Annotated in this window: 28 protein-coding genes and 2 pseudogenes; 17 read left to right on the forward strand and 13 right to left on the reverse strand. The window is 47.8% G+C overall.

The features are described from left to right. Positions 1-9 precede the first annotated feature (9 nt). From BGP75_RS16465 to BGP75_RS16485, 6 genes are all read left to right on the forward strand, one after another. Positions 10-1038 carry a YncE family protein gene (locus tag BGP75_RS16465; RefSeq protein ID WP_083704875.1) on the forward strand — a complete coding sequence of 343 codons (1029 nt, stop codon included), beginning with the start codon at positions 10-12 and terminating at the stop codon, positions 1036-1038. Positions 1039-1132: 94 nt separating this feature from the next. Next, positions 1133-1378 carry an SHOCT domain-containing protein gene (locus tag BGP75_RS16470; protein WP_083704876.1) on the forward strand — a complete coding sequence of 82 codons (246 nt, stop codon included), beginning with the start codon at positions 1133-1135 and terminating at the stop codon, positions 1376-1378. Positions 1379-1529: 151 nt separating this feature from the next. After that, the gene (locus BGP75_RS16475; RefSeq protein ID WP_233152954.1) at positions 1530-2054 is read left to right on the forward strand and encodes a nitrous oxide reductase accessory protein NosL; all 525 of its coding nucleotides are present in this window, start codon (positions 1530-1532) and stop codon (positions 2052-2054) included. A 64-nt stretch (positions 2055-2118) separates the two neighbouring features. Then, positions 2119-2322, forward strand: coding sequence for a rhodanese-like domain-containing protein (locus BGP75_RS27240; RefSeq protein WP_198939384.1), 204 nt, complete (start codon positions 2119-2121; stop codon positions 2320-2322). Further along, complete coding sequence (locus tag BGP75_RS27775) at positions 2306-2470, forward strand: rhodanese-like domain-containing protein (RefSeq protein ID WP_198939385.1); 165 nt, start codon at positions 2306-2308, stop codon at positions 2468-2470. The genes BGP75_RS27240 and BGP75_RS27775 overlap by 17 nt, the downstream gene beginning before the upstream one ends. A gap of 17 nt (positions 2471-2487) precedes the next feature. Beyond that, positions 2488-2916 carry a cytochrome c gene (locus tag BGP75_RS16485; protein WP_076719924.1) on the forward strand — a complete coding sequence of 143 codons (429 nt, stop codon included), beginning with the start codon at positions 2488-2490 and terminating at the stop codon, positions 2914-2916. Between the two features lie 153 nt (positions 2917-3069). On the opposite strand, the gene lgt is transcribed toward BGP75_RS16485, so the two are convergent. The 6 genes from lgt to BGP75_RS16515 all read right to left on the reverse strand — a co-directional run bounded on the left by lgt (position 3070) and on the right by BGP75_RS16515 (position 8008). Further along, positions 3070-3870, reverse strand: coding sequence for a prolipoprotein diacylglyceryl transferase (gene lgt, locus BGP75_RS16490; protein ID WP_076719925.1), 801 nt, complete (start codon positions 3868-3870; stop codon positions 3070-3072). Positions 3871-3920: 50 nt separating this feature from the next. Continuing rightward, positions 3921-4289: a hypothetical protein gene (locus BGP75_RS16495; protein ID WP_076719926.1), complete on the reverse strand. Its 369-nt coding sequence runs from the start codon at positions 4287-4289 to the stop codon at positions 3921-3923. 87 nt (positions 4290-4376) lie between these two features. Next, complete coding sequence (dsbD, locus tag BGP75_RS16500) at positions 4377-6374, reverse strand: protein-disulfide reductase DsbD (protein ID WP_076719927.1); 1998 nt, start codon at positions 6372-6374, stop codon at positions 4377-4379. Further along, the gene (locus tag BGP75_RS16505) at positions 6371-7126 is read right to left on the reverse strand and encodes a TVP38/TMEM64 family protein (protein ID WP_076719928.1); all 756 of its coding nucleotides are present in this window, start codon (positions 7124-7126) and stop codon (positions 6371-6373) included. Before BGP75_RS16505 ends, dsbD begins: the two co-directional genes overlap by 4 nt. After that, positions 7126-7488, reverse strand: a complete 363-nt coding sequence (locus BGP75_RS16510; RefSeq protein ID WP_076719929.1) for a hypothetical protein — start codon at positions 7486-7488, stop codon at positions 7126-7128. Before BGP75_RS16510 ends, BGP75_RS16505 begins: the two co-directional genes overlap by 1 nt. Positions 7489-7636: 148 nt before the next feature. Further along, complete coding sequence (locus BGP75_RS16515; protein ID WP_076719930.1) at positions 7637-8008, reverse strand: hypothetical protein; 372 nt, start codon at positions 8006-8008, stop codon at positions 7637-7639. Positions 8009-8290: 282 nt separating this feature from the next. On the opposite strand from BGP75_RS16515, the gene BGP75_RS16520 reads away from it, so the two are divergent. The 8 genes and pseudogenes from BGP75_RS16520 to BGP75_RS16555 all read left to right on the forward strand — a co-directional run bounded on the left by BGP75_RS16520 (position 8291) and on the right by BGP75_RS16555 (position 14552). Beyond that, complete coding sequence (locus tag BGP75_RS16520; RefSeq protein WP_076719931.1) at positions 8291-8953, forward strand: hypothetical protein; 663 nt, start codon at positions 8291-8293, stop codon at positions 8951-8953. A 273-nt stretch (positions 8954-9226) separates the two neighbouring features. After that, positions 9227-9598, forward strand: coding sequence for a hypothetical protein (locus BGP75_RS16525; protein WP_076719932.1), 372 nt, complete (start codon positions 9227-9229; stop codon positions 9596-9598). Between the two features lie 151 nt (positions 9599-9749). Next, entirely contained in the window at positions 9750-12041 is a 2292-nt protein-coding gene (locus BGP75_RS16530) for a heavy metal translocating P-type ATPase (RefSeq protein WP_076719933.1), read from the forward strand. Between the two features lie 25 nt (positions 12042-12066). After that, positions 12067-12420: a cupredoxin domain-containing protein gene (locus BGP75_RS16535; RefSeq protein WP_076719934.1), complete on the forward strand. Its 354-nt coding sequence runs from the start codon at positions 12067-12069 to the stop codon at positions 12418-12420. A gap of 49 nt (positions 12421-12469) precedes the next feature. Next, entirely contained in the window at positions 12470-12772 is a 303-nt protein-coding gene (locus BGP75_RS16540) for a DUF2933 domain-containing protein (protein WP_076719935.1), read from the forward strand. Further along, a pseudogene (locus tag BGP75_RS16545) lies at positions 12769-13417 on the forward strand (methyltransferase family protein). Before BGP75_RS16540 ends, BGP75_RS16545 begins: the two are co-directional and overlap by 4 nt. A 27-nt stretch (positions 13418-13444) precedes the next feature. After that, entirely contained in the window at positions 13445-13906 is a 462-nt protein-coding gene (locus tag BGP75_RS16550) for a hypothetical protein (RefSeq protein ID WP_076719936.1), read from the forward strand. Positions 13907-14096: 190 nt separating this feature from the next. Continuing rightward, positions 14097-14552: a hypothetical protein gene (locus BGP75_RS16555; protein WP_076719937.1), complete on the forward strand. Its 456-nt coding sequence runs from the start codon at positions 14097-14099 to the stop codon at positions 14550-14552. A 233-nt stretch (positions 14553-14785) separates the two neighbouring features. Here BGP75_RS16555 and BGP75_RS16560 read toward each other — a convergent pair whose 3' ends face one another. The 6 genes and pseudogenes from BGP75_RS16560 to BGP75_RS16580 form a co-directional block, all read right to left on the reverse strand. Beyond that, positions 14786-15154, reverse strand: coding sequence for a cupredoxin domain-containing protein (locus tag BGP75_RS16560; RefSeq protein ID WP_076719938.1), 369 nt, complete (start codon positions 15152-15154; stop codon positions 14786-14788). After that, positions 15151-17949, reverse strand: coding sequence for a copper-translocating P-type ATPase (locus BGP75_RS16565; protein WP_076719939.1), 2799 nt, complete (start codon positions 17947-17949; stop codon positions 15151-15153). The genes BGP75_RS16560 and BGP75_RS16565 overlap by 4 nt, the downstream gene beginning before the upstream one ends. Beyond that, entirely contained in the window at positions 17942-18367 is a 426-nt protein-coding gene (locus BGP75_RS16570; protein WP_076719940.1) for a MerR family DNA-binding protein, read from the reverse strand. Before BGP75_RS16570 ends, BGP75_RS16565 begins: the two co-directional genes overlap by 8 nt. A 267-nt stretch (positions 18368-18634) precedes the next feature. Next, entirely contained in the window at positions 18635-18841 is a 207-nt protein-coding gene (merF, locus tag BGP75_RS16575) for a mercury resistance system transport protein MerF (RefSeq protein ID WP_076719941.1), read from the reverse strand. A gap of 73 nt (positions 18842-18914) precedes the next feature. Then, positions 18915-19121, reverse strand: a pseudogene (locus tag BGP75_RS27665) (GDCCVxC domain-containing (seleno)protein); the annotation flags it as partial. Further along, on the reverse strand, positions 19094-19540 hold the full coding sequence (locus BGP75_RS16580; protein ID WP_143821094.1) for a putative iron-sulfur cluster-binding metallochaperone: 447 nt from the start codon (positions 19538-19540) through the stop codon (positions 19094-19096). The pseudogene BGP75_RS27665 and the gene BGP75_RS16580, both read right to left, overlap by 28 nt. 118 nt (positions 19541-19658) lie before the next feature. On the opposite strand from BGP75_RS16580, the gene BGP75_RS16585 reads away from it, so the two are divergent. Then, a complete protein-coding gene (locus tag BGP75_RS16585) occupies positions 19659-20075 on the forward strand; it encodes a helix-turn-helix domain-containing protein (protein ID WP_076719943.1) in 417 nt (138 codons plus the stop codon). A 16-nt stretch (positions 20076-20091) separates the two neighbouring features. Here the strand turns inward: BGP75_RS16585 and BGP75_RS16590 are convergent, their stop codons facing one another. Beyond that, a complete protein-coding gene (locus BGP75_RS16590; protein WP_076719944.1) occupies positions 20092-20703 on the reverse strand; it encodes a Crp/Fnr family transcriptional regulator in 612 nt (203 codons plus the stop codon). A gap of 396 nt (positions 20704-21099) precedes the next feature. Here BGP75_RS16590 and BGP75_RS16595 point away from each other — a divergent pair, with 396 nt between their 5' ends. Beyond that, a complete protein-coding gene (locus BGP75_RS16595) occupies positions 21100-21447 on the forward strand; it encodes a hypothetical protein (RefSeq protein ID WP_076719945.1) in 348 nt (115 codons plus the stop codon). 257 nt (positions 21448-21704) lie between these two features. Then, complete coding sequence (locus tag BGP75_RS16600; protein WP_076719946.1) at positions 21705-22262, forward strand: plastocyanin/azurin family copper-binding protein; 558 nt, start codon at positions 21705-21707, stop codon at positions 22260-22262. Position 22263: the final 1 nt, after the last annotated feature.

The following is a 22263-nucleotide window of genomic DNA, read 5'->3' on the forward strand; positions in this document are numbered from 1 at the left end:
GGAAATCATATGAAATTCGTAAGAACTAAACTTGAAAGTAGTAATACCACCGTCAAACATTCAGCGTATCGCTATATCGCATGGGGTATAGCTACAGGATTGCTTGCTGGCTCTGTACAGGCTGCCCCAATCGTCTATATTCCCACCGGTTCTGGCAATAGTGTTGCCGAAGTGGATGCAGCGACGGATTCTGTCATCAGGCAATATCCTGGAGTAGATAATCCTCATGGGTTAGTTGCTACGCCTGATGGCGAATATGTGATTACCGCGAGCCTCAAGGAGGCAACTGAAGGGACGGAAAAGGGCAAAAGTAATTTGTTTATGGTTCACCCTGCCCATGGACATGTGATGCAGACTGTAGAGGTGGAGGGCTGGTCTCATCACCAGGCAATCACTCCGGATGGTCGTTACGTATTGTCCACTCATCCCACCAGAAATCAGGTCAGCGTACTGGATGTTGAAAGCAGTGAGATTGCAGCAACAGTGAAAACAGGAGCTGGGCCATATTATCTGGTCGTTACTAAGGATGGCAGTAAAGCCTACGTCAGTAATGCAGGAGCGGGCACTGTCGATGAAATTGATCTCAGCAACTGGTCGATCAGCCGTACTCTGGAGGCGGGACCTGGACCCAAGCATATGACGCTGTCAAAGGATGACAAAATCCTCTATGTCAGCAACAGTGCTCAGGGCAGCATATCAGCGATTACGCTGGATGGAACACAGCCGCGCCAGCAGCAGCAAGTTGGCAAAAACCTGCATGGTCTGGATATCAGCGATGATGGACGTAAGCTGTTTGTTACCAGCCAGAAAGAAGACAAACTGGTGGCTCTCAATCCAGACTCTGGAGAAATTCAGAAAATTTCCTTATCCCCTCGGCCCTATCATCTGAACAGTGTCGAGGGGACAGGCAAGGTCTATGTCACCAGTCGCTCCACGCCCCAAGTGTGGGTGATTGATCAACAATCGATGGAAGTCATTCGGACCTTTGAATTGCCCGCGGGTGAAGGACATCAGATGGCTATCGTTAAAGAGCAATAGGTTCACTACAAACAAACTTTGATGGGAGCACCAGGGGTGCTCCTGTTAACGGCATCCATGAAATGCAACCAATGAAATGCAAGAGGAGGTAGTCATGCACGATTACGGATTTATGGATAATGGTTGGGGTATGGGGATTGGAATGATCCTTATGCTGGTGATCGGAGGGCTGGCCATAGTGGGGGTCTTCGCCATACTGAGGTGGATCACCCAGTCATCACGAAATGAGGGTAGGCAGTTATCTGAGTTTGCCGAAGCCAGTCTGAAAGAACGCTATGCCAAAGGTGAGATTGATCAGGCCGCCTATCATGAACAGCTTGGTGAGATACGAAAGGAGTGACTGAGCGGCTACTTAATACTGATAAGTGAGCTAAGTCAAAACGCATCAGCGTTGCGCTGGTAACCTCAAACCGAATGCATAGAATCGGAGCAGGTGGCAACGATAGCTCTGCATCTATTTAGTCAAAAGTTTTTCTCTATGTGGAGATACGATGATGAAGCACTCAACTGGAATGACTAAGCGCAATCTGTTGAAACTTGCGGGTTCCAGCTTGCTACTTTCCGCCTGTGGTAAGCAGACGGACAAAGTGGCTGGCATCCAAAATGTCACTAAGATTGAATACGGGGATGAGTGCCGGCTCTGTGGCATGCTAATCAGCAATTTTCCCGGCCCTAAAGGCCAGCTTTTTGAACGGGGCTATGATCAGAATATGAAGTTCTGTTCCACCAGGGACATGTTCGCCTACTGGCTTGATCCAGAGCACAGTCATAATATTCAGAGTGCTTTTGTCCATGATATGGCAGTGACCCCCTGGGATCTTGCCGATGGAGACCGCTATATTAATGCCCGAACGGCTATTTATGTAGTCGGGCATAACCGCAGGGGAGCCTTAGGGCCGACACTTGCCAGTTTTTCCGATGAGGCTGCGGCGCGAGTGTTTTCCGATCAGTTTGGAGGTCGGCTCCATTTGTTCGATCAACTGAATTTGGCGCTGGTTTCTTCGATGATGAGTTAATCTCATTCATTCAGATCAGGTTCTACGCTATCGCTTTAAGGGTTTCTACAGAGGAAATAGTTCCATGAGAATATCAACGGTTTTGACACTTGTTTTCACGCTGCTGGTCAGTGGCTGGAGTTTCGCTGAAAGCCGAGAAGACGTTGCTTGGAAAATGATTAAACAAGGGGCACTGGTTGTTGATGTAAGGACTGATCAGGAGTTTGTAGGAGGTCACTTGGATGACGCTATCCTAATTCCTCATCAGCATTGTGCGTCAGTTTGCTAATCTGGAAATTCGCAAAGATCGACAGATCGTATTGTATTGCCGCAGTGGTCAGCGGGCTGGTATTGCTGAAGCCGCATTGCGACAGGCCGGTTATACAAACCTGCTCAATGGCGGTGGTTATTCTATGTTGATCAGTCACTTGAATTAACGTTAATGAGAATTCGTATGTTGAGAAAAGCAACCGTCCTTTTGCTTGCAATAAGTCTATTGCAAGCCTGTTCTGACCAATTTGATCCTTGGCGTCAGGATTCGGATACCGGGCGTTGGTACAGCAAAGAACAAGTGGAACTGGGGGCGAAGGTCTATCAAGCAAACTGTGCCGTGTGTCATGGCAGTAATGCCGAAGCTACCCCGGAGTGGATTAAACCGGATGCAAATGGATTGTATCCACCACCGCCTCTAAACGGCACCGCCCACGCTTGGCACCATCCGTTTCCCATACTGAAGAAGACAATTGAAGAAGGTTCCGCAGGCCGTATGCCCGCTTGGAAAGGAAAGTTGAGTGAACAGGAAGTTGAATCGGTTATCGCCTGGTTCCAAAGTCTTTGGCCCGATCGGGGATACCAGTTGTGGCAGCAACGGCATAAAAAGTGAGGACATGCTGGAACATTAGATCAAACTCGATTCATCGATTCAAATACGGTTAATTCTCCATGCTCTGTTTTGAATCTACAGCCTGAAGTCGACTTCAGGTTAAGCGATACAAAAAAGTTCCTGCAGTATTCGGCCCAGGCAATCATAGTCGGTTTATATGTTGCCTCGTTGTTGTTGCTTCGACAAATAACTCCAACTCAGCATAAAGGCCCCCAGCAGAATCATCGGTGTCGACAGCAATTGCCCCATGGTGATCCAATCCGCCAAAACAAAGCCGATATGGGCATCCGGTTGCCGGAACTGTTCAACAAAAAAGCGGAAGCTTCCGTATCCCAGCAGGAACAGTCCTGATACTGCCATTCTGGGTCTTGGTTTTGATGAGAACCACCAAACAATGGTGAACAGTAGCAGCCCCTCAAGGGCAAATTGATAGAGTTGTGAGGGATGCCGAGGTAGTGTTCCTGCTCCAGGGAAAACCATAGCCCAAGAGGCATCTGTTACCCTCCCCCAGAGTTCGCCGCCAATAAAATTGCCGATGCGACCGGCTGCCAAACCCAAAGGTACCAACGGAGCGGTGAAGTCGGCAACTTCGAAGAAGCTCTTGTTAATCTGACGTCCATACAGGAAGAGCGCCGTAGTAACTCCTAAAAGACCACCGTGAAATGACATACCCCCCTCCCAGATCTTGAATAGCCACAGGGGATTGGCCAGAAACTGCTCGAAGTTATAGAACAGCACGTAACCGGCTCGACCGCCGAAGATAACACCGACTGCGGACCAGAAGATCAAGTCTGAAACCTGCTGCTTGCTCCAGGTGGCGTCAGAGCGACCGGCACGATAGTTAGCCAGCCACCAGGCGGCTCCAAAACCGACCAGATACATCAAACCATACCAGTGGATTTTGAGAGGCCCGATAGCCAGCGCTACCGGGTCGATATTGGGGTAGGTCAACACAGAGTATGCTCCTTACATGGAATAGCAATGGATTAAGAACGCGCAACAATCTATTTTCCGGGTGGTGGTTTGCTGCAACAAGCGGGTACATGCCTGGCGTTGTCGAATATGTTCTGGTCGAGAAACTCGTAGTAACTCACTTTGTTGCGGGTCCACCAGTCATTTGTGATGAAAGTATCAAAGTGGGAAAGAACGGCTTTTATCTCCTTCAGGGGACCGGTTTTGATCGACGCGTCGTAGCTGATGTTCAGAATGCAGATAGTTTTATTGAACGAAAAGAATGCGTCGTCTACTTCGGCAAGCTCCATTAGCTGCTCAACAATCTGTTTTGTTTCTGACTCTTTCACGCTCTGCAGTTTCAGAGATCGTTTCACCAAATAGTTTTCGTGGATGCCGGTTTTGTGAGTCTTGATCGCCATAATGGTCACTCCTCGAATTTGTGTATCTGTTTTACTCTGCTGTTACTAATTATGCTTAAGCTCTTAAGGGGACCTGTAGTACAGGAACTATATCTTCTTCAGATGGCTGACAAAGTCAGCCACCTCCGGTACGCCGATCAGGGTTTGGTTGGCTCGTATCTGGCCGGTGTTATCATAGAAAATCAAAGCAGGTGGGCCGATGATGTTGTAATAATCGTAAAGTGTTTTGGCAGCATCGTCGTTGGCGGTTACGTCGACCTTAATCAGGCTGAAACGGCTGAACTGTTGTTGAACTTGGTCATCGACGAATACAAATGCCTCCAGCTCTTTGCAGGTAATACACCAATCGGCGTAGAAATCCAGCATCACCGGCTGTCCCGCCAGTTTCGCGGCGTCTAGTCTGGGTTGTAGCTGCTCCAGTGACGTGACTTTGGCAAAAGGGGCTTGCGGTGTCCGCTGTCTGGTGCCGCTGGTAATACTGTTACTGTTACTGTTGCTGAAACCTGTGCTGAGCACAGCCAATGGTCTGATTAAACTACTGCCGCCTGCGGCCAGTCCTATCAAGAGACTGAGGCCGTAAACCAGCAGCAATAAACCGGTGCCCTTGCCCAATCGAGCGGCAATTGAGCTGCCTATCGGTAACGAGTCCAGTGCTTTCATAAAGATTGCAGTGAAAGTTAGCAGTGCACCCAAGAGTCCCATGATGACTGCCGGTGGTAGAATTCGATCGAGCATCCAGATTGCCATCAGTAACATCATTACCCCAAAGGCAGCCTTTATTTGTTCCATCCAATGTCCGGCCTTAGGGAGTATTTTTCCAGCGGAGGTACCAATCAAAATTAATGGAATACCCATTCCGATACTGAGACTGAACAGAGCGGCTCCTCCCAGATAAGGGTCACCGGTCTGGCCGATGTAGATCAGCGCACCGGCAAGGGGGGCTGCGACACAGGGGCCAACAATCAGTGCTGACAATACGCCCATAGAGGCGACTCCGGTAAAGCGTCCGCCACGTTGACGACGGCTGAGATTCGCTAGCTTATTTTGCAGGGCAACCGGTACCTGAAACTGAAAAATACCGAACATCGATAGGGCGAAGAGTATAAACATCAGACTGAATAGACTGATAATCCAGACATTCTGAAAGGCGGCCTGGATATTGGCACCGAATAGGCCGGCAATAACCCCGGCAATGGTGTAGGTCAGCGCCATAAACAGCACGTAGACGCAGGAGTAGAAAAAGCTCCTACGAGTATTCGTGCCCTGATTTGCGCTACTTGTTGCAGCCGCACCTGCCTGATGGCCGACAATCACTGATGAGAGGATTGGTATCATCGGAAAAATGCAGGGTGTTAGCGATAGGGCTAGACCGGCAAGAAAAAATAGCCCTAGTGTGACCAACAGGCTGCTGGATTTCAGGGCATCGGCGAAACGGCTTTGATCGGTTAGGGAAAGGTCAAATCCGGCGTTGTTGGACCAGAATGAGTTCGATTGAGGCGCTGACAGTTCCGACGTTGATAAAGAGTTTTGTAGCAGTGGCGCTTTGCCTGGGATACCGCTGAGGGTTACCGTCTTTTTCTCCGGTGGGTAGCAGATTCCTCCCTCCCAGCAGCCCTGATACTCGACCTTAAAAGTCACATCGGTATTTTCACCATTGAGTGACTGTAATGCCACCAGTACCTCCGCACCGTTAAAATAGACCCAACTGCGGCCGTAAATGGCATCTTCCTTTTCAACGGCCTCGGCTTTTAGAATATCCACTACCTCAATAGTGTCTCCGGTATGGATCTTGATTTTGTCGCGGTACAGATAATAACCGTCCTCCGGCATCTGCCAGATTAGCTTTAGCAGCCCCGGTTTTGGTTGGCTATAACTGAATTGATAAGCCTCATCGACCGTCAATGGAGTCACGCCGCCGACGCTGGTGCTCTGGAGGTTGCTATTGCCGAAGCTGCTGACGAGATTGTCCCACCAGCCCGCTTGAACTGGAGCTGCGACGAAAGCAATTATCAACAGCAACAACGGGAGACACTTGGCTACGGGTCTTTGAAGAATGGTGATAGTCAATTGTTTATCGTGCCTCATTTAATTTGAACCTTTTTTACATCACTTTTTGCTGACTCTGCATTTCTTTGATCCCGCTCAGGATTGCTGGTTTCAGATTCACCGGATACATCACCTGAATTCTTGGCCATCAGCCACATACCCAGGATAATCAGTACTATGATCAATCCGTTTAACCACAGTGACTGGTCCAAGGTTGATTGGCCCAAGTGAGCGAGCATAAAGCTGGCTGGGAGAATGCCAATGGCGGTGGCTAATAGAAAACGCCAATAAATAATTGGGGTGATCCCCGCTGCATAACTCACCAGATCAAAAGAGATAAATGGAATAAGTCGAGACACCATAATGGCCAATAGTAGACGGTTTTGATTCATGGTTTCCCAGTGTGGGAATCGCTGCTGCAACCAACCTCTGGCGGCGTTGTAACCGAGTGAACGTGCTATCCAGAAGGCTACTGAAGAGCCCATAAGTGATCCGAGAAAGACATATAGAGTGCCTTCGTAGTGACCATAGAGAGCTCCAGCCGCCATGGCAATAGGAGCGCTGGGTAGTGGACTGAATACTATCGCCAGCGCCAATATTCCCATCAGAAGCAGTGGTCCAATCATTCCGGCATCTTTTACTAATGCAGTTACTTTTTGCTGATCAAATTCGGCGAGAAAAGTGCTAAGGGACGCGAATGACAAATCTCCCCAGAGCGTAATCAGCAGCGTAACTACAATTGCCGGCAGTAACCATAAGCTGGTGGTGAGGGTGATAGTGCGGATACTCATTATTTTCTCTTGATCTGTACAGGGGGTTTATTACAGCAGTGGACATCTTTCCGACGAGCATTTGCTTGAGAGTTTTTGTCGACGAATCGGTACCAACCGATCCGAAATTGCCGCCAGCGGTTGTTATCTAACGTTGCTCCCATTTTTTCCAACACAGATAAAACTTGTTCCATCTGCAGTTGGGCCGTGTCGTAGCGCATAACCAATTGGCGATCATTTTTCAAATGGACCTGTTCCATTCCGGGCAGTTCTTTTAACTCCTTGACCAGGGTTTCGGCATGTTGCGGCGAAAGTAGTAGCTGCAGTTTTCTGCGATAACTAAAAGCTGATGAACTGGAGGCCGTGTTTTTGGTGTCGTTCATAGTGTGAGTTCATTTTAAAAACGAGTTTAAAGAAAGCCGTATTACTGAAATAGGGGGACATTGAGTGGTTATCAACGAGCGCGGCTATAGACCCATTACTTGTCAGTGGAGGCCGTTGCTGGCGTCACAAATACAATGTCAGCGCTGATTAATGGGTCTTTTTCGGAGGATGATAGGGGCGTGACAGCAGCGTTTCTGCTACCGCTAGGAGCTGAACGCCGTAGGCTGGCTGCTGGGGTATGAATACCTGGTTTGGCTGCACTATCAATGAGAACAAGGTGTTACAGCAAACCGAACAACCGGAATCCGCTGCTGTGCAGTCGGTCTGTAATAAAGTGAAGAAAGGGGGGGCGTAGGGGGCAATGCCATCATCAATGATAGTATTTTGCACAACGGGTACACTTTTATCCATGGTTGTGTCCATGGCCAACCCATGGGCTTGCGCAGCGAGGAAAAACATCGCTGTCAGCCAGATGGTTAATAACCGGCTCAGGGCTGTCCGAAAACCTCGCACCTTCATGGTTGCCAATACTCTCGTGTACCAATTGTTGCAAATGAGGCAAACAATTATGACTAAAGTTCCGTCTATTAGGAATATTTGTCCGATATGTGTTCTCTGATGTAGTGTGCCCCAAACTAAATTTTTAGTTCATGAGTTTGATCAATTTGTAACAAAAAAGAACAGGTGGTCTCATAAATACTGAATGTTCTCGTCAGATTGTTAGTGTACAGGCTGCTTATGAATGAAGAATCTTTGGCCATCCGGACAATAGTGCCGCTTGGCTAATTGAATAGTGATTCCATGTTGGAAAAATCGATCCTTGAAATTCTGATTTTATCACTGCTGTTTGGCGTTGTTGGTTCAATCGAGCCTTGTGCTCTGAGCTTGCATAGCTTATTTGTGCGCACAGTCAGCAGTATGGGTCGGTTATCGAAAATTCGTGAATTACTGATATTTTGTACTATTCGGATATTTACTTCAGCATTGCTGGGAACTTCCGTGGCCCTAATCGGATATGGGTTGTATCGTTTTCAATATGGGCTCTTCAAACTGTTGGGTATGGTTTATCTGGTGGTCGGGATGTTTATGTTAAGCTCCGCGCTACGGAAGAGGCTACGCCTGTTCCGAATGCTCCCGTCACACTTCCCGGAAAAATATCTGAGCACGGTTACAATTGCGATTCTTGCGGGAGTATCCATACCGGCTTGTGCACTGCCACTGCTTGCGCTGCTCCTGGGGCAAGCTCTGCTTCTGGGGGACATTCTGCTTGGATTCAGCTCCTTGGTGTTGTTCGGTGTCGGATTATGTCTGCCGTTGGTTTGGCTGCTGGTGTCGAAGCGAGGGGAGTTCCTGGCTAGCAAACTAGCCCAATGGAGCAGCCGATTCAGAGGACTGGTTGCAGTGCTGGTGATAGTGTTGGGAATCGGCATGCTGTGGAGTGCTGGTTTTTGGGTTGCTGGTTGATACGGACGTTTCAACTTCTGTCAGAGTCACAGACCTCTCTATTATTGTCGGAAAAAGCACTGCCAGCTTGGTGCTTTGCTCTGATGATTCCAAGGTTTGAATCTGAGCTTCAGTCCTTGCTTTCTGGAATCAAGCCAATTTACTAGGTTTGATCTATGTTAAGGCTCAACTTATTCAAAGAGGTTTACTCTTAACTTAGAAGATGCTGGATTTTTGTTTGAACTTACCTTCGTTGCGCCGTTCTAACCAAAGCGAAGCCGGAAAGAGGATAAAATGAAAAGCAAAGCGGCCGTAACACTGTCGATTTTGTTTACCAGCATAATGATGGTGGTGGCGCTAGTCGCTGTTCAGGTGACTATACCTGCTCATTTTATACTGTCAGCAGAAGGAACGGTTCAAGCTCAAGTGTTGGGGCCAGAAATTGTCGGATCGAATGTAACCGATGATGTAAAAAGTGATCCTGCTTGTGTTGGTTGTTGTATCGACAATTGTAGCTCCTGTTCTGGAATGCACCCGGCTCCAACAATCCCGTCTGGGTCTTTATCCGCCAATCCCGCTGAAAAACAGCGGCTATTGTTGCCCTCAAACAACTGCCCTTATTCTTTCCATCAACCTAGTCTACGACCCCCTATAGCTTTCGTTTAAGGGCAGGCCGCTCTTTGCATAATTCGCTGGTGCTCAAGTACCTGCGTATTGAGCGCTTCCTGTCGTTTAGTGATCCTGTGTTCTGGTTTTTCGTCGTACAGAGCCAGGAGCCACCAATTAGACACATTATTCGGAAGTTTTCGAGGGCAAAATGGACAGTAAATCCTATCAAGTCGAGAGCCATTGTGATGACAGCGTGGCTAGGTCAGTCATCAAGGCTCAGGAACTGATCATTGAAGGCGCAGGCTGTGCCAGCTGCGTTGGCAAGATTGAAGGGGCATTAAAAAAGGTGAGTGGTGTTGAAGATGCGGTGATGAATTTTACCCAGCGAACAGTGACCGTGACCGGAAGTGCCTCAATGAATACCTTGATCAAGGTGGTTGAAGGGGCTGGGTACATCGCCAAAAGCAGTGATTCAGAGTCAGAAAATGACCTGCTGGAGGAAAAAGAAAAAGCCGATTGGGCCTATTACAAGCGTTTGATGCGGGAGATGACGATTGCGCTGTCACTAGGTGTCCCGTTGATGATTTATAGCATTGTCGTCGGCGAAATGACTGTCACCACAACCCTTGAAAGACTCGCCTGGTTAACCGTAGGCTTATTGACTCTAGGGGTGATGTTTTTTTCCGGCAAGCATTTCTATATAGGGGCCTGGAAGTCCTTTGTAAATCATAGTGCCAATATGGATACGCTGATTGCTTTGGGAACCGGAACAGCTTGGATTTATTCTATGGTGGTTGTGTTCTTCCCTCTGGTTGTGCCGGAGATGGCTCGGCACGTCTATTTTGAAGCCACTGCTATGATTATCGGCTTGATCGACCTTGGGCTGGCGTTGGAAGTCAAGGCCCGGGGCAGAACCTCTGATGCGATCAAGCGTTTGATCGGATTGCAAGCAAAAACCGCGCGGGTGATTCGAGACGGTAAAGAACTGGACATCGCTATTGAGCAGGTTCTTCTGGATGATTTAGTTCGAGTAAGGCCCGGTGAAAAGATGCCGGTTGATGGTGTTGTAGTTGAAGGCCATACCGCCGTTGATGAATCGATGCTAACTGGCGAGCCGATGCCGGTGGAAAAAACTGAAGGAGATGAAGTGGTTGCCGGCACACTCAATAAGAGTGGGAGTATTTTGTTCCGGGCAACACGGGTCGGAAAAGATACTGCGCTGGCCCAGATCATCAATATGGTCAAGCGGGCGCAGAATTCCAAACCGCCGATCGGTCGCCTGGCGGATATTATTTCTGCTTACTTTGTTCCGGTGATCATGATCATTGCAGTGTCCAGCGCTCTGATGTGGTTGAACTTCGGACCCAGTCCGGCGGTAGCCTTCGCCATCGTCTCGGCCACCACAGTGCTAATTATTGCCTGTCCCTGTGCCTTAGGGCTGGCAACGCCGATGTCGGTGATGGTAGGAGTGGGCAAAGCTGCTGAGGCCGGGGTGTTGATTCGCAACGGTGAAGCGCTGCAAACCGCCTCCAAAATTACCGCGATGATTCTGGATAAGACCGGCACCATTACCGTTGGTGCGCCCAAGGTCACCGCTGTCCACTTGGCTGGGGCAGATAGTGAGGATCAAGTTCTGCAGTTGGCGGCCAGTCTGGAGGTTGGGTCAGAACATCCGCTGGCGCTCTCTATCATTGAATCGGGACGGGAACGCGGCCTGGAGCTTGCTTCAGTCGATCAGTTTCGAGCTATTGCTGGCCATGGGGTCGAAGGTATGGTCGGTGGTCAACGTTTGTTATTTGGCAATCAGAAGCTGATGGATAACGAACAGATCGACATCAAAGGGTATATCTCTGTGGCTCAGGCCATGGCAACAGAGGCGCAGACACCGATGTACTTTGCCATAGATGGTTCCCTCGCTGCGATTATCGCAGTATCAGATCCAATCAAGAAGGATTCCATCTCTGCGATCAAGCGTCTGCAAAACAATGGTATCCGTGTGGTGATGCTTACCGGTGATAATCGTGCCACAGCCAAGGCGGTCGCCCAGAAAGTGGGTATAACAGAATTTTTTGCCGAGGTACTACCGGAGCACAAGTCCGATAAGGTGGCTGAATTACAGATGGCCGGCGAAATTGTCGGTATGACTGGCGATGGTATCAACGATGCGCCGGCTCTGGCTTTGGCCAATGTAGGTTTTGCCATCGGTACCGGTACTGATGTCGCCATCGAAAGTGCGGATGTCACATTGATGCGGGGATCACTACATGGGCTCGCCGATGCCATCGCCGTCAGTAAAGCCACCTTGCGAAATATCAAGCAAAACCTGATAGGCGCTTTCATCTACAACGTTGCCGGGGTGCCCTTTGCGGCTGGAGTGCTTTACCCATTCTTTGGGGTATTGCTGAGTCCCATCATCGCAGGAGCGGCGATGGCCTTTTCATCTCTCACGGTGGTGAGTAATGCCAACCGTTTACGGTTGTTCAAAGCTGAGGAGCACTAAAGCAACGTCTTTAGGAGATAACAATATGGTGATTATTAATATTGTGGGACTGTTACTGATCGGACTGATTGTCTGGTGGTTCTGGTTATATAAGCCCGCAGAAGTACGAGCTGAGGAAGGTGTAATTACCGTCATAGTGGAGGACGGTGCTTATCAACCGTCGCGCATCAGTTTGCCCGCCGGGCTGCCTGCAAAAATTTGTTTCCTACGCAAAGATGCATCCCCCTGCGCAGGGACTGTGGTATTTGCTGATTTTAATATTAGTGAAGAGCTGCCACTGAACAAGCAAAAGGAGATTAACTTGCCGGCGATGACTGCGGGGAATTATGACTTTACTTGTCAGATGCAGATGTATCGCGGGGCATTACTGGTTGAATAGTGGCGTTGGACATGAGACGTAGAATTAAATTTTATTTGTCGAGGTTGTCATGACTAAACAACGTGAGGTTTTTTGGTTTACACCAAAGGGTATTGCTGCGATAGGGCTTATTGGCGCAGTAAGCTATTTTCTTTTTGTTGAGCATCAACAACATATATTTTCCTTTTTACCATTTTTGATTCTGTTAGCTTGCCCGCTAATGCATATATTTATGCATCGAGGCCATGGAGGTCATGATCATAAAGATCACCGGTCAGACAAGGGATCGTTGGATGAAGCATACCGTCGTGGATTGGAAGATGGAAAGGAAAAATCAGACCATCAGAACCACGACCATAGAGGAAAATACTGATGCATGGTGAATCTGCTTATGGTCTTTGGACGCTGGTAGTTTTAAATTCAGCTATTTTTATATTCTTCGCTTTTAGTTTTGTTAAACCAAAAACAAAATCTGACTGGCGAAGCTTAGAGGCATTTTCTGCATTCATTGTTGCGTTATTTACAGAGATGTATGGTTTTCCACTGACTATTTATTTCTTGTCTGGCTGGTTGACCGAAAATTATCCTGGAGTTGATTTTTTTGGCCCATGATAATGGGCACCTTTTACATACACTATTTGGATTTGAAGGCAATCCGCACTGGGATCCACTGCATCTCGTGAGTAGTGTTTTTATCGTATTGGGATTTTTTCTTATTTCATCTGCTTGGAGTGTCCTCCACAAAGCTCAGCAGGCACATTCTTTAGCAAGTAGAGGTTGGTATTCCAGGTGTCGTCACCCTCAGTACGTTGCATTTATTATGATTATGTTTGGGTTTTTACTGCAGTGGCCAACAATTCCTACGGTGGTGATGTTTCCAATACTAGTTGTTGTTTATGTTCGTTTGGCTAAACGCGAAGAGAAAGTGGCGATTGAAGAGTTTGGACAAGAATATATTAATTATATGAATCGAACGCCAGCATGGGTTCCTAGTTTTAAACGTTTTAATAAATTTTAAGTATTTTAAATATATGAGGATATTGTTATGAAAAATATAGTAACTACCTTGGTTTTATCTGCTTTGATTTCAGTACCAGCTTTCGCGGATGAAAAACATCACCTAGGAGATGATACAAGATCCGGTGCCATGCAAGAAAGCGGCGCAGGCATGGGAATGATGGGCATGATGAGCCAAGAGCAAATGATGAAAATGCATGAACATATGCAGGAAATGGGAAAATTGATGACGGATATTAAACAGGAGGATGATCCGATAAAACATTCGGCGTTAATGCATAAGCATATGGAGAGCATGCAGGAAGGTATGCACATGATGGGTGGAGGGATGATGAGTGAACAATCAGATGTGAAGAAAGGTCAAAACATGCCGTTGATGGGCATCGAAAAGCGCATGGGTATGATGGAAGAACGGATGAAAATGATGCAGATGATGATGAACCAGATGATGGAGCATACGGCGGAAGAAAATAAATCACCAATGAAATAGCGTTAATCAGTCGACTGTTCGGCAGAGCGTATTATGCACTGCCGAAGTATGCCAGTAGTTGTTGCTTTAATCCCTGATCGCTCTGAGGGCCAGAAGATCAAAGGATCTTTTCATTGTTTCCATTGCTGTGCTGCACGATGAGCAATGATATTGCTGGTTGTCGAAAAATTGAAATATGGAGGAGAATAAAATGCAGATAGAGACCATTAAAGATGTCCTTGCGTGGACCAGAGAACTGCACCGTTATTTGCAGAAGTGTATACATCATTGTTCAGAGAAAAGTAAAAGTGATCGCCAGATGATGCTACTGAATTATCTGGCGGAGCACGAAAATACCCTTTGCGATGTTATTGAGAAGCTTGAAGCCTCTTCGGACGATAAGGCATTGAATACATGGTGCATCGAATATGTTGATAAAAGACCAATTTCACCTCATGGTGAGTGTGAAGGGTCTTTTTCAGAGATGAAGGTCGATGAAATTATGGCGGAGGTTTTCCATATGCATAATCAGGTTATTGAACTATACCGGTATTTGTACAGTCGAGCAGGGGCTTCATCACCGAAAGGGTTATTAGGAGCTTTGTTGGAGTTGGAACAGAATGAATCAATACAGATAGCACTGGAAACTGGCCGGTTAAAGGATTGATTGGAGGTGTCTTATCGACCTCTTTAACCTGTAAGTCGACAGCTCATCAAAAGAGGCTGCATTCAATCTACATTGATATTTTTGATGGTGCCTTGTTGGGCTGGTCTGATAGGGATTCAGAAGATTACGCTTTTTAAGAGGGGGTGATTCTAGTCCCCCTCTTAACAGCCTGAATTTTGCTACTTAAGCAATATTAGGGATAAGCTGATTTAATTATGGTAAGACTCTTTTCTTTAACGGGCGCTGACATCCAGCGTACCTCGATACATCCGCATCTGGCAGCCGAATGTGTAGTGGCCGGGTGTAGTGGGAGTGATAATAATCTCCTTAAATTCGTCAAAGGGTAGCTCAGCGCTGATATCAAGGTTGTCGAAGATGACTGTGGCGGCGCAAGATGACCGGTCTTTGCGTAAAAAACGTAGTGTTGTGGGCTGGTTGGCCGGTATGCTGATACGATCAGGGGTGTAAACACCGTTTTCGACGATGATCTGTACTGCACCGGTGTCTGGCTGGACTGCTGGCGCGGGGCGATAGAGCCAAAACCACCAGACGATTCCTGCCATAAGCATTAGTCCCGATAAGTTGACCATAAGCGCTGTCATGACTGCACCTCCAGGGTAGTTTCAGCATTATTTGCTGTTGTTTCATTTTGACGGGCTTGAAAAAAACGCAGGCGATTGGCATTGCTCACTACCGTCACTGATGATAAGGACATCGCTACCCCGGCAATCACGGGACTGAGTAACAGGCCGGTAAATGGATAAAGTAAGCCGGCAGCAATAGGAATACCTAATGAGTTGTAGGCAAATGCGCCCCAGAGGTTTTGTTTGATGTTGGTCAGCGTTGCTCTGCTGAGCTCGATGGCATCAGCAATCCCGTGTAGGGAACCGCGCATTAGGGTAACATCGGCGCTTTCGATGGCTACGTCGGTGCCGGACCCAATGGCAAAGCCCACATCAGCCTGCGAGAGGGCAGGAGCGTCGTTGATGCCATCTCCAGCCATTCCTACGACTTCGCCCTCTGCTTGCAATCGACGAATTTCAGTTAGCTTGTCTTCAGGTAATAGTTGTGCGCGGTAGTCATCAATGTCTGTGGCCCGAGCCACAGCAGCGGCGGTTGCAGGGTTGTCACCGGTGAGCATCAACACTTTCACCCCATCACGCTTGAGACGTTGGATCGCAGACAGGGCATCGGGCTTGAGTGGATCGGCAATGCCAAACAGGGCACTGAATTGTCCATCTACAGCCATATAAACCACAGTGCGAGCTTGTCCCTCCCAGGTGGGTGCCAAGGTCTGGGCCTGCTGAATGTCAATATTGGCTTGAGCCATCAGGCGAGGGTTGCCGATCAAGACTTTTTTCCCTTCTAGGTCGGCCTGGAGTCCCATGCCAGACAGGGCTTCGAAATGGACAGGGTTCAGATCGGTCGCCTGAGGCTTGGCGAAAGCTGCCAGTGCTTCACCGAGCGGGTGTTCTGAGCGGCTTTCCAAGGCGTGGGTGATTGCCAGTAACTCTGTTCGATCGAGTGTGCCAAAGGTTTCAAAGTCAGTGACACTGGGTTGGCCGGCGGTAAGGGTGCCGGTTTTATCGACGACTACGGTAGTCAGACGGCTGGCTTTTTGCAGGGCCTCGCCGTTGCGGATCAGAATGCCATGTTCAGCTGCCTTGCCAACGCCAATCATGGTGGAAATCGGGGTGGCCAGGCCCAAGGCACAGGGACAGGCGATGATCAGTACCGTAGTAGCGGAGACAAGCATATATACGACTTGTGGTTCGGGGCCGAAATTGTACCAGATTAACGCGGTCATCACCGCGATCAATAGGACCACCGGCACGAATATCGAGGACACCTGATCGGCTAGACGGCTGATCGGTGGCTTGGTGTTCTGCGCCTTGCGTACCATTTCAATAATTTGAGCCAGGACGGTCTCCTTGCCCACTCGGGTGGCTTTGAAAGTTAACGCGCCGCTACGATTCAGCGTGCCCGCAGCAACGTCGTCTCCGGTGGTTTTTTTGACCGGCATCGGTTCGCCAGTCAGCATTGACTCGTCCAGGGTACTCTGACCTTCGGTGACGACTCCATCCACTGGGATTTTTTCACCGGGACGCACCTGAATCAGATCGTCTTCACGGACTTGATCAACGGGTAACTCTCGAAACTCACCTTCACTGAATACGCGGGCGGTTTTGGTGCGCAGGTCCAGCAGTCGCTTGATAGCCTGACTGGTGCGTCCGCGAGCCTTGAGTTCCAGGGCCTGACCGAGATTGATCAGACCAATGATCATCGCAGCAGCCTCAAAATAGAGACCGCGAGCCGTTTCCGGCAGGATCTCCGGCATCACCACCACTACCATGGAGTAGAGCCAGGCGGCACCGGTTCCACTGGCGATCAGGGTATCCATACTTGCGTTATGGTGCTTGAAAGCTTTCCATGCCCCGATATAAAAATGACGGCCGGCGGTGAGGAGCACGGCTAGGGTTAGCAATCCTACCAGGCCCCACAGACTGCGTTCCCCTGTTGAAGTGATGCTCATTTCGTGCACCAGGCTGGCAATCATCAGCGGCACGCCCAGGGCCAGACCTATCAGCGTATTGATTATCTTTTGTCTGTACTCCGCCGCTTCGTTGGCTTCCTTCTGGCGCTCTGCCTGCTCGGGGTCCACCACTTCACTGGCTCCATAGCCTGCATCTTCGACAGCCTGAATCAGCTGTTCGGCTTGCAATTTTCCGGCAACAAGGGCACTGCGGCTGCCAAAGTTGACATCCACTCGGGTTACGCCCGGCACTGCATCCAGCGCATCCTCTATGCTCTTGACGCAGCCGGCACAGGTCATCCCCTGCAGAGCCAGGTGGACCTGTGGGCCTTTCTGTGTCGGCACTGCTTCTTTTTCTTTGGAAGGTTGTGTCTGTTTTGGGCTTTGTGAGTTCGGAGACGCTTCCTGTTGAACCGGCTCTTCATTAGCAGAAGGGTTCTGGGGGGTGATGCCATAGCCTAAGCCACCAATGGTTTCGATCAGTTGCTGAGAGCTCAGCACGCTGGAGACAGTCAGGGATCTGGTCTCGAAATTGGCATCAACTTCAGATTGGGCATCATGCTCCACCAGGGCCTTGCGGATCTTGTTTAGACAACCGTTGCATTTGATGCCTTCTGTCTTAAACTGCTGCTGAGTTGGGATGGCCGGGTGAGCCTGGTAGCCGAGTTCCTGAATCAGCACGATTACCTCGTCCAGTGTCAGTGATGAGCGTACTTGGGCGGTTTTACTTTCCAGGTCGATACTGATTTCGGCTTCAGGATCAGATGACAACAGCAACTTACGGATTCTATTTACGCAGCCGTTGCAGCTGACGCCCTCAAGACTGAGTACGAATGATTGGTATGCTGCAATGGTTTCAGCCATGTTTTTGTTCCTCCAGATCGTTCCAGTGCTCAATTAACTGGCAGATGGTATTTCCGTCCGGTGTACCGTCCGGCATCTCTTCCCAAGCCGCTAAAGCCCGTTCCATACGTTCCAACTGTGCCTGCAGCTCGGTGATTTGCTCACGAACCTGCGGTAAGTGTTGTTTCATCAGGTCGCGAACCATGGGGCAGGGCGATGTTCCACTATGCTCGTGGTGCACAATGGTCTGAATCTCGCTCAGGCCAAAACCCAATAGACGCGCTTTCTGGATAAAGCGAAGATGCTTGAGGGCGTCGCCATCATAGATTTGGTAGCCATTAACGGGATTGCGCTTGGGTTTGAGCAGCCCTATCCGTGTATAGTGTCGCACCGTGTCCGCAGTAACACAGGCCTGTTTGGCTAGATCGCTGACTTTCATCACAACTGCTGAATCCTCACCATCAATTTATATGGGTTATACCTGAGTGTAAAACATAGGTGTTACACACAGGTCAAGCGATGGTTATGGTTTTTTGACAATTCAGTAGCAGGGCTTCGAATTGTTGATCAGAGACAGGATTTAGCTCGGACTTTTATCACCGGGCACTTCTTCAAATTTCTGCTGATGTCGGCACTTTGACAGCTTTAACGAAGAACTAGCGGGAGCACACTAATACAGCGCAGACCTTATTAGCAATCGTATTGATCAGCCATTGGCTCGAGTTATCATTGCGTAGATGGTGATGCAGAGGAAGATTCCGAGCGTCGGGAGTAAGACATAGTCCAGATAGCCGACCAGAGACGATAGACCCACTACTCCAAAAAGTATGATGAGAATTGGAGTAAAACAACAAAGAGCGGCTATAACACTGCCGACAATACCGGTTTTCAGTAAAGTTGTGGATTTCTTCATGACTTGATGGACTCCTTAACGGACTTAAAATATGAACATCGGTCTGGGTGTGTTTACACGCCGATTGAGTCGGTGGGCAAGGTATGGTTCCGTAACGACAAAATACGCAACAGTCACCTCTTTTGGGCTTTAGCAATATGTGACAGTGGTGACACTGGTCATAATATTGACTGCTATCGGTCGGCATCAGCTCTGCTGTCTTGCCTCCACACTCTGGACAACTGAGTACGGACGTATTGACTATTTTTTTGATCACTTGGGGAAATCCTTGAGGCAGCATCTCCCCGATGGATTTCTAACATCACAGGCGCAGTTTTTAAGTTTAGTTTGCTCAACAACAAAAGCTTTACTTGCACTTTCTCCTGTCTGTCCAATTTCTTCCAGCACTCTGGCCTGAGTGACATCAAAGCAATAACACAGGGTGATCGATGTGTCTGATAAGCCTTTATTTGTATTTTTACGGACTTTTGTATGGTCAAAAACAGTTCCGGTTTTGGAAAAGTAGACGATGCCACAGCTGATATTGGCACAGAAAAAATACTCATCGCAGGGCAACTGTTGATTTAGCGGCGCAACCACATGATGTAAAAGGGTTATAAGCTGTACAGGTTTTGCCAGCTTGCCACAATGGGGACAATCCATTTGTTGCTGAGTGCCTGTGTCTTTTTTAGCCGGACTGGATGTACAACAACTGCTCATTTTAATAGCCGCTCAATGGGTAATTTTATTCGGAATCTTGATGGCTCTGTTTAATGCTACTATTGAGTATAAAACCTGTAGTAACTACAGATTCAAGGTTTAATGCGGAGAAACTTCAATGAACAGCAAAGCTGCGGCTTTAAGTATTGGTAAACTGTCGAAGAAAACAGGCTGCCACATTGAGACTATCCGCTACTACGAAAAGATCTCTTTGCTACCCTCTCCTACTCGAACGGAGGGAGGACACAGACTTTATTCAAAGACATTGCAGCAACGACTCATCTTTATCTGCAAAGCTCGTGGACTAGGATTCACGCTTGAAGAAGTCAGGAATTTACTCTGCCTGACGGATAGCAGTTACTCTTGTGACGAGGTTAAACAGGTCGTACTCGGACATCTTGATGTAGTAAAGAATAAAATCAGTGAGCTGGTGCGAATGCAAAATAGCCTGGAGTCGATGGCTGGACAGTGTACGGGTGGAAGTTTACCTCAATGTGCTGCGATTGATAGTTTGTTCGACGGGGCTGAGTCCTAGGCTGGTTTGAAATAACTTACTGCTTGGAATACTCAGGCAAGAGAACAATTGTGTCCGGTTGGCGCTGGATAAGCCTTAACTCCTCTAGTCGCTTTAAACTACGATAAAGGGTCTCATGAGCGAGTCCTAGTTCAGAGGCTATGCTTTTGAAGGAACGGTCAATGGTCAGGGTATCTGTTTGAGGGGGGAGCTGTAGTTTAATCCAAGTCAACAGCCGTTCGTCTGCCGACTGTATATTCGCCAGCTCCAACTTAGTTCTTAATGACAGAATTTCAGCGGATAATTGAACACTTAGACTTTCGGAAAAACCAGGCTGTGAGCGCAATTGCTGCTGTACTTTTTGGCGATTGTAACAGAGCAGTCTTGAATTACACTGGGCTACAGCATCACAATGATAATGAGGCGCGAACATAGAGGCTTCAGCCAGTATGGAATTGGCCAGTGCCCTGTGTATAGTCAGTGTGCTGCCATGGCTTAAGGGGCGTACCAGATGGATTTCACCGTTTAGCACCAAATAGAGTTTGCTCACGGACTGCCCTGCTCGAAATAGTAGCTCTCCTTTCGCCAGGTCTCTTTCTTCATCAGGCTTAAGCTGCTCGGTAAGCCATTGAGTGAACGGTTTCTGCATGAAATGCTCTTCAGTGTGACTGTAATTTCAATCTTACGGGTTCAAGGTTTAGGCCGCTAGAGTGAAATAAACTGGTCATTAGGTAACTCCGATGGAATCAAGTTCACAGTTATTGCAGGGAACTCTGATTTTGTTGGTTTTTATTTCAATTTGAATGTAAAGGTTGTATAAATCTCATGGGGTTCTATTTTGTACTAATCTCTCTTCATTTATAATTCATATTGTCATCATATTATATTTACACTTAAAATTAGTAGCGACTATGTCTTGAAGTTTTATTCTTTATAGAATAATCTTGCCTCGATTCGATAGGCTAAGAAAAAATGAACTTTTCCTTCAGGTAAATCTCAAAGTACCAGAATTTAGTTGAAATCTATTTCCTTGGACATAACTAAGATGTTGAATATAAACCGGATTACAGCGTGGACGCTAACGCTTGCTCTGTTCTTAGGAACAGCGGCCCCGGCTTTGTTCGCCTCGGAGCACAGTCTTGGCCAGGAATATGCCACTACTCACTCAAACAGTATTGATGGTATTGCGACAGAACAGACTGATTTATCAGCAGAAATTTCTGATATGTCAACAGATTCAGATAGCTGTCAAGACTTGAGTTGTGCGTCAGCCATATGTTCATCGATGCACCTGTTCGATCTGAAAGAATCGATCTTTTCCAATTTGGTCGTTAACCCTCCTTTATGGATTGTCGACCTTTTCCAGCGCCCGCCCAGGCAGACTCTCAGTTAGCAGGGATGGTGGTTTCTTATCACCGGATTTCTTGCTAAACGCTCAATTTCATAAATAAATTTTTTATTGTCGTTTTTTTGGCAGATCTTGCTATGAAAAGATTTAGAAACGAATAAAAATTATTTATATGAACTTATATCACTGCTCGATTATTAAATTCTAATACGCAGTGTGTGGTTTTACTTGCCCCAAGAAAAGTGAATAAAAATAGTATTTCCTTTTTACTATGGGGTTATTCTAAGCTTAAGGGTGTTGTTATGGACTTATTTGTATTTGCGTTCTTGACGTTATTTGTGACTGGGGTTACGGCTGCTGAAAATAGCCAGGAAAATATGATGAAACATGAAATGTCCTCTATGGGAGGGCAAATGAAGATGGAATCCAGGCATGAAATGATGAAGCAGCACTCAGAGGAACAAGAGGAAGAATATTCTGAATCCGCTGTGGGGTATCCCGGTCGTGCCACCCAGGTAAGTCGTACCATTCGAGTTGATGCAAGCGACAAAATGCGTTTTGCAGCTGATAGCTGGCAGTTCAAAGCCGGAGAGACAGTTCGTTTTGTTGTCACTAATAGTGGCTATCTCAAACATGAGTTTGTCATCGGTGATCAAGGAAAGATGCGTGAGCATGCTGAAGAGATGGCCGCTGCTGGAGAGTACGGAATGAAGCATGATAGTCCTAATGCCATCTCGCTGGAAGCTGGAGAGACTGGTGAATTGCTTTGGACTTTCACTGATCAAGGGCGTTTTGAAGCAGCTTGCAATGAACCTGGACACTATGAAGCGGGAATGAATATGGCTTTGGTCGTGCAGTAGC

The organism is Motiliproteus sp. MSK22-1, assembly GCF_001968815.1.
Classification (GTDB): Bacteria; Pseudomonadota; Gammaproteobacteria; order Pseudomonadales; family Balneatricaceae; genus Motiliproteus.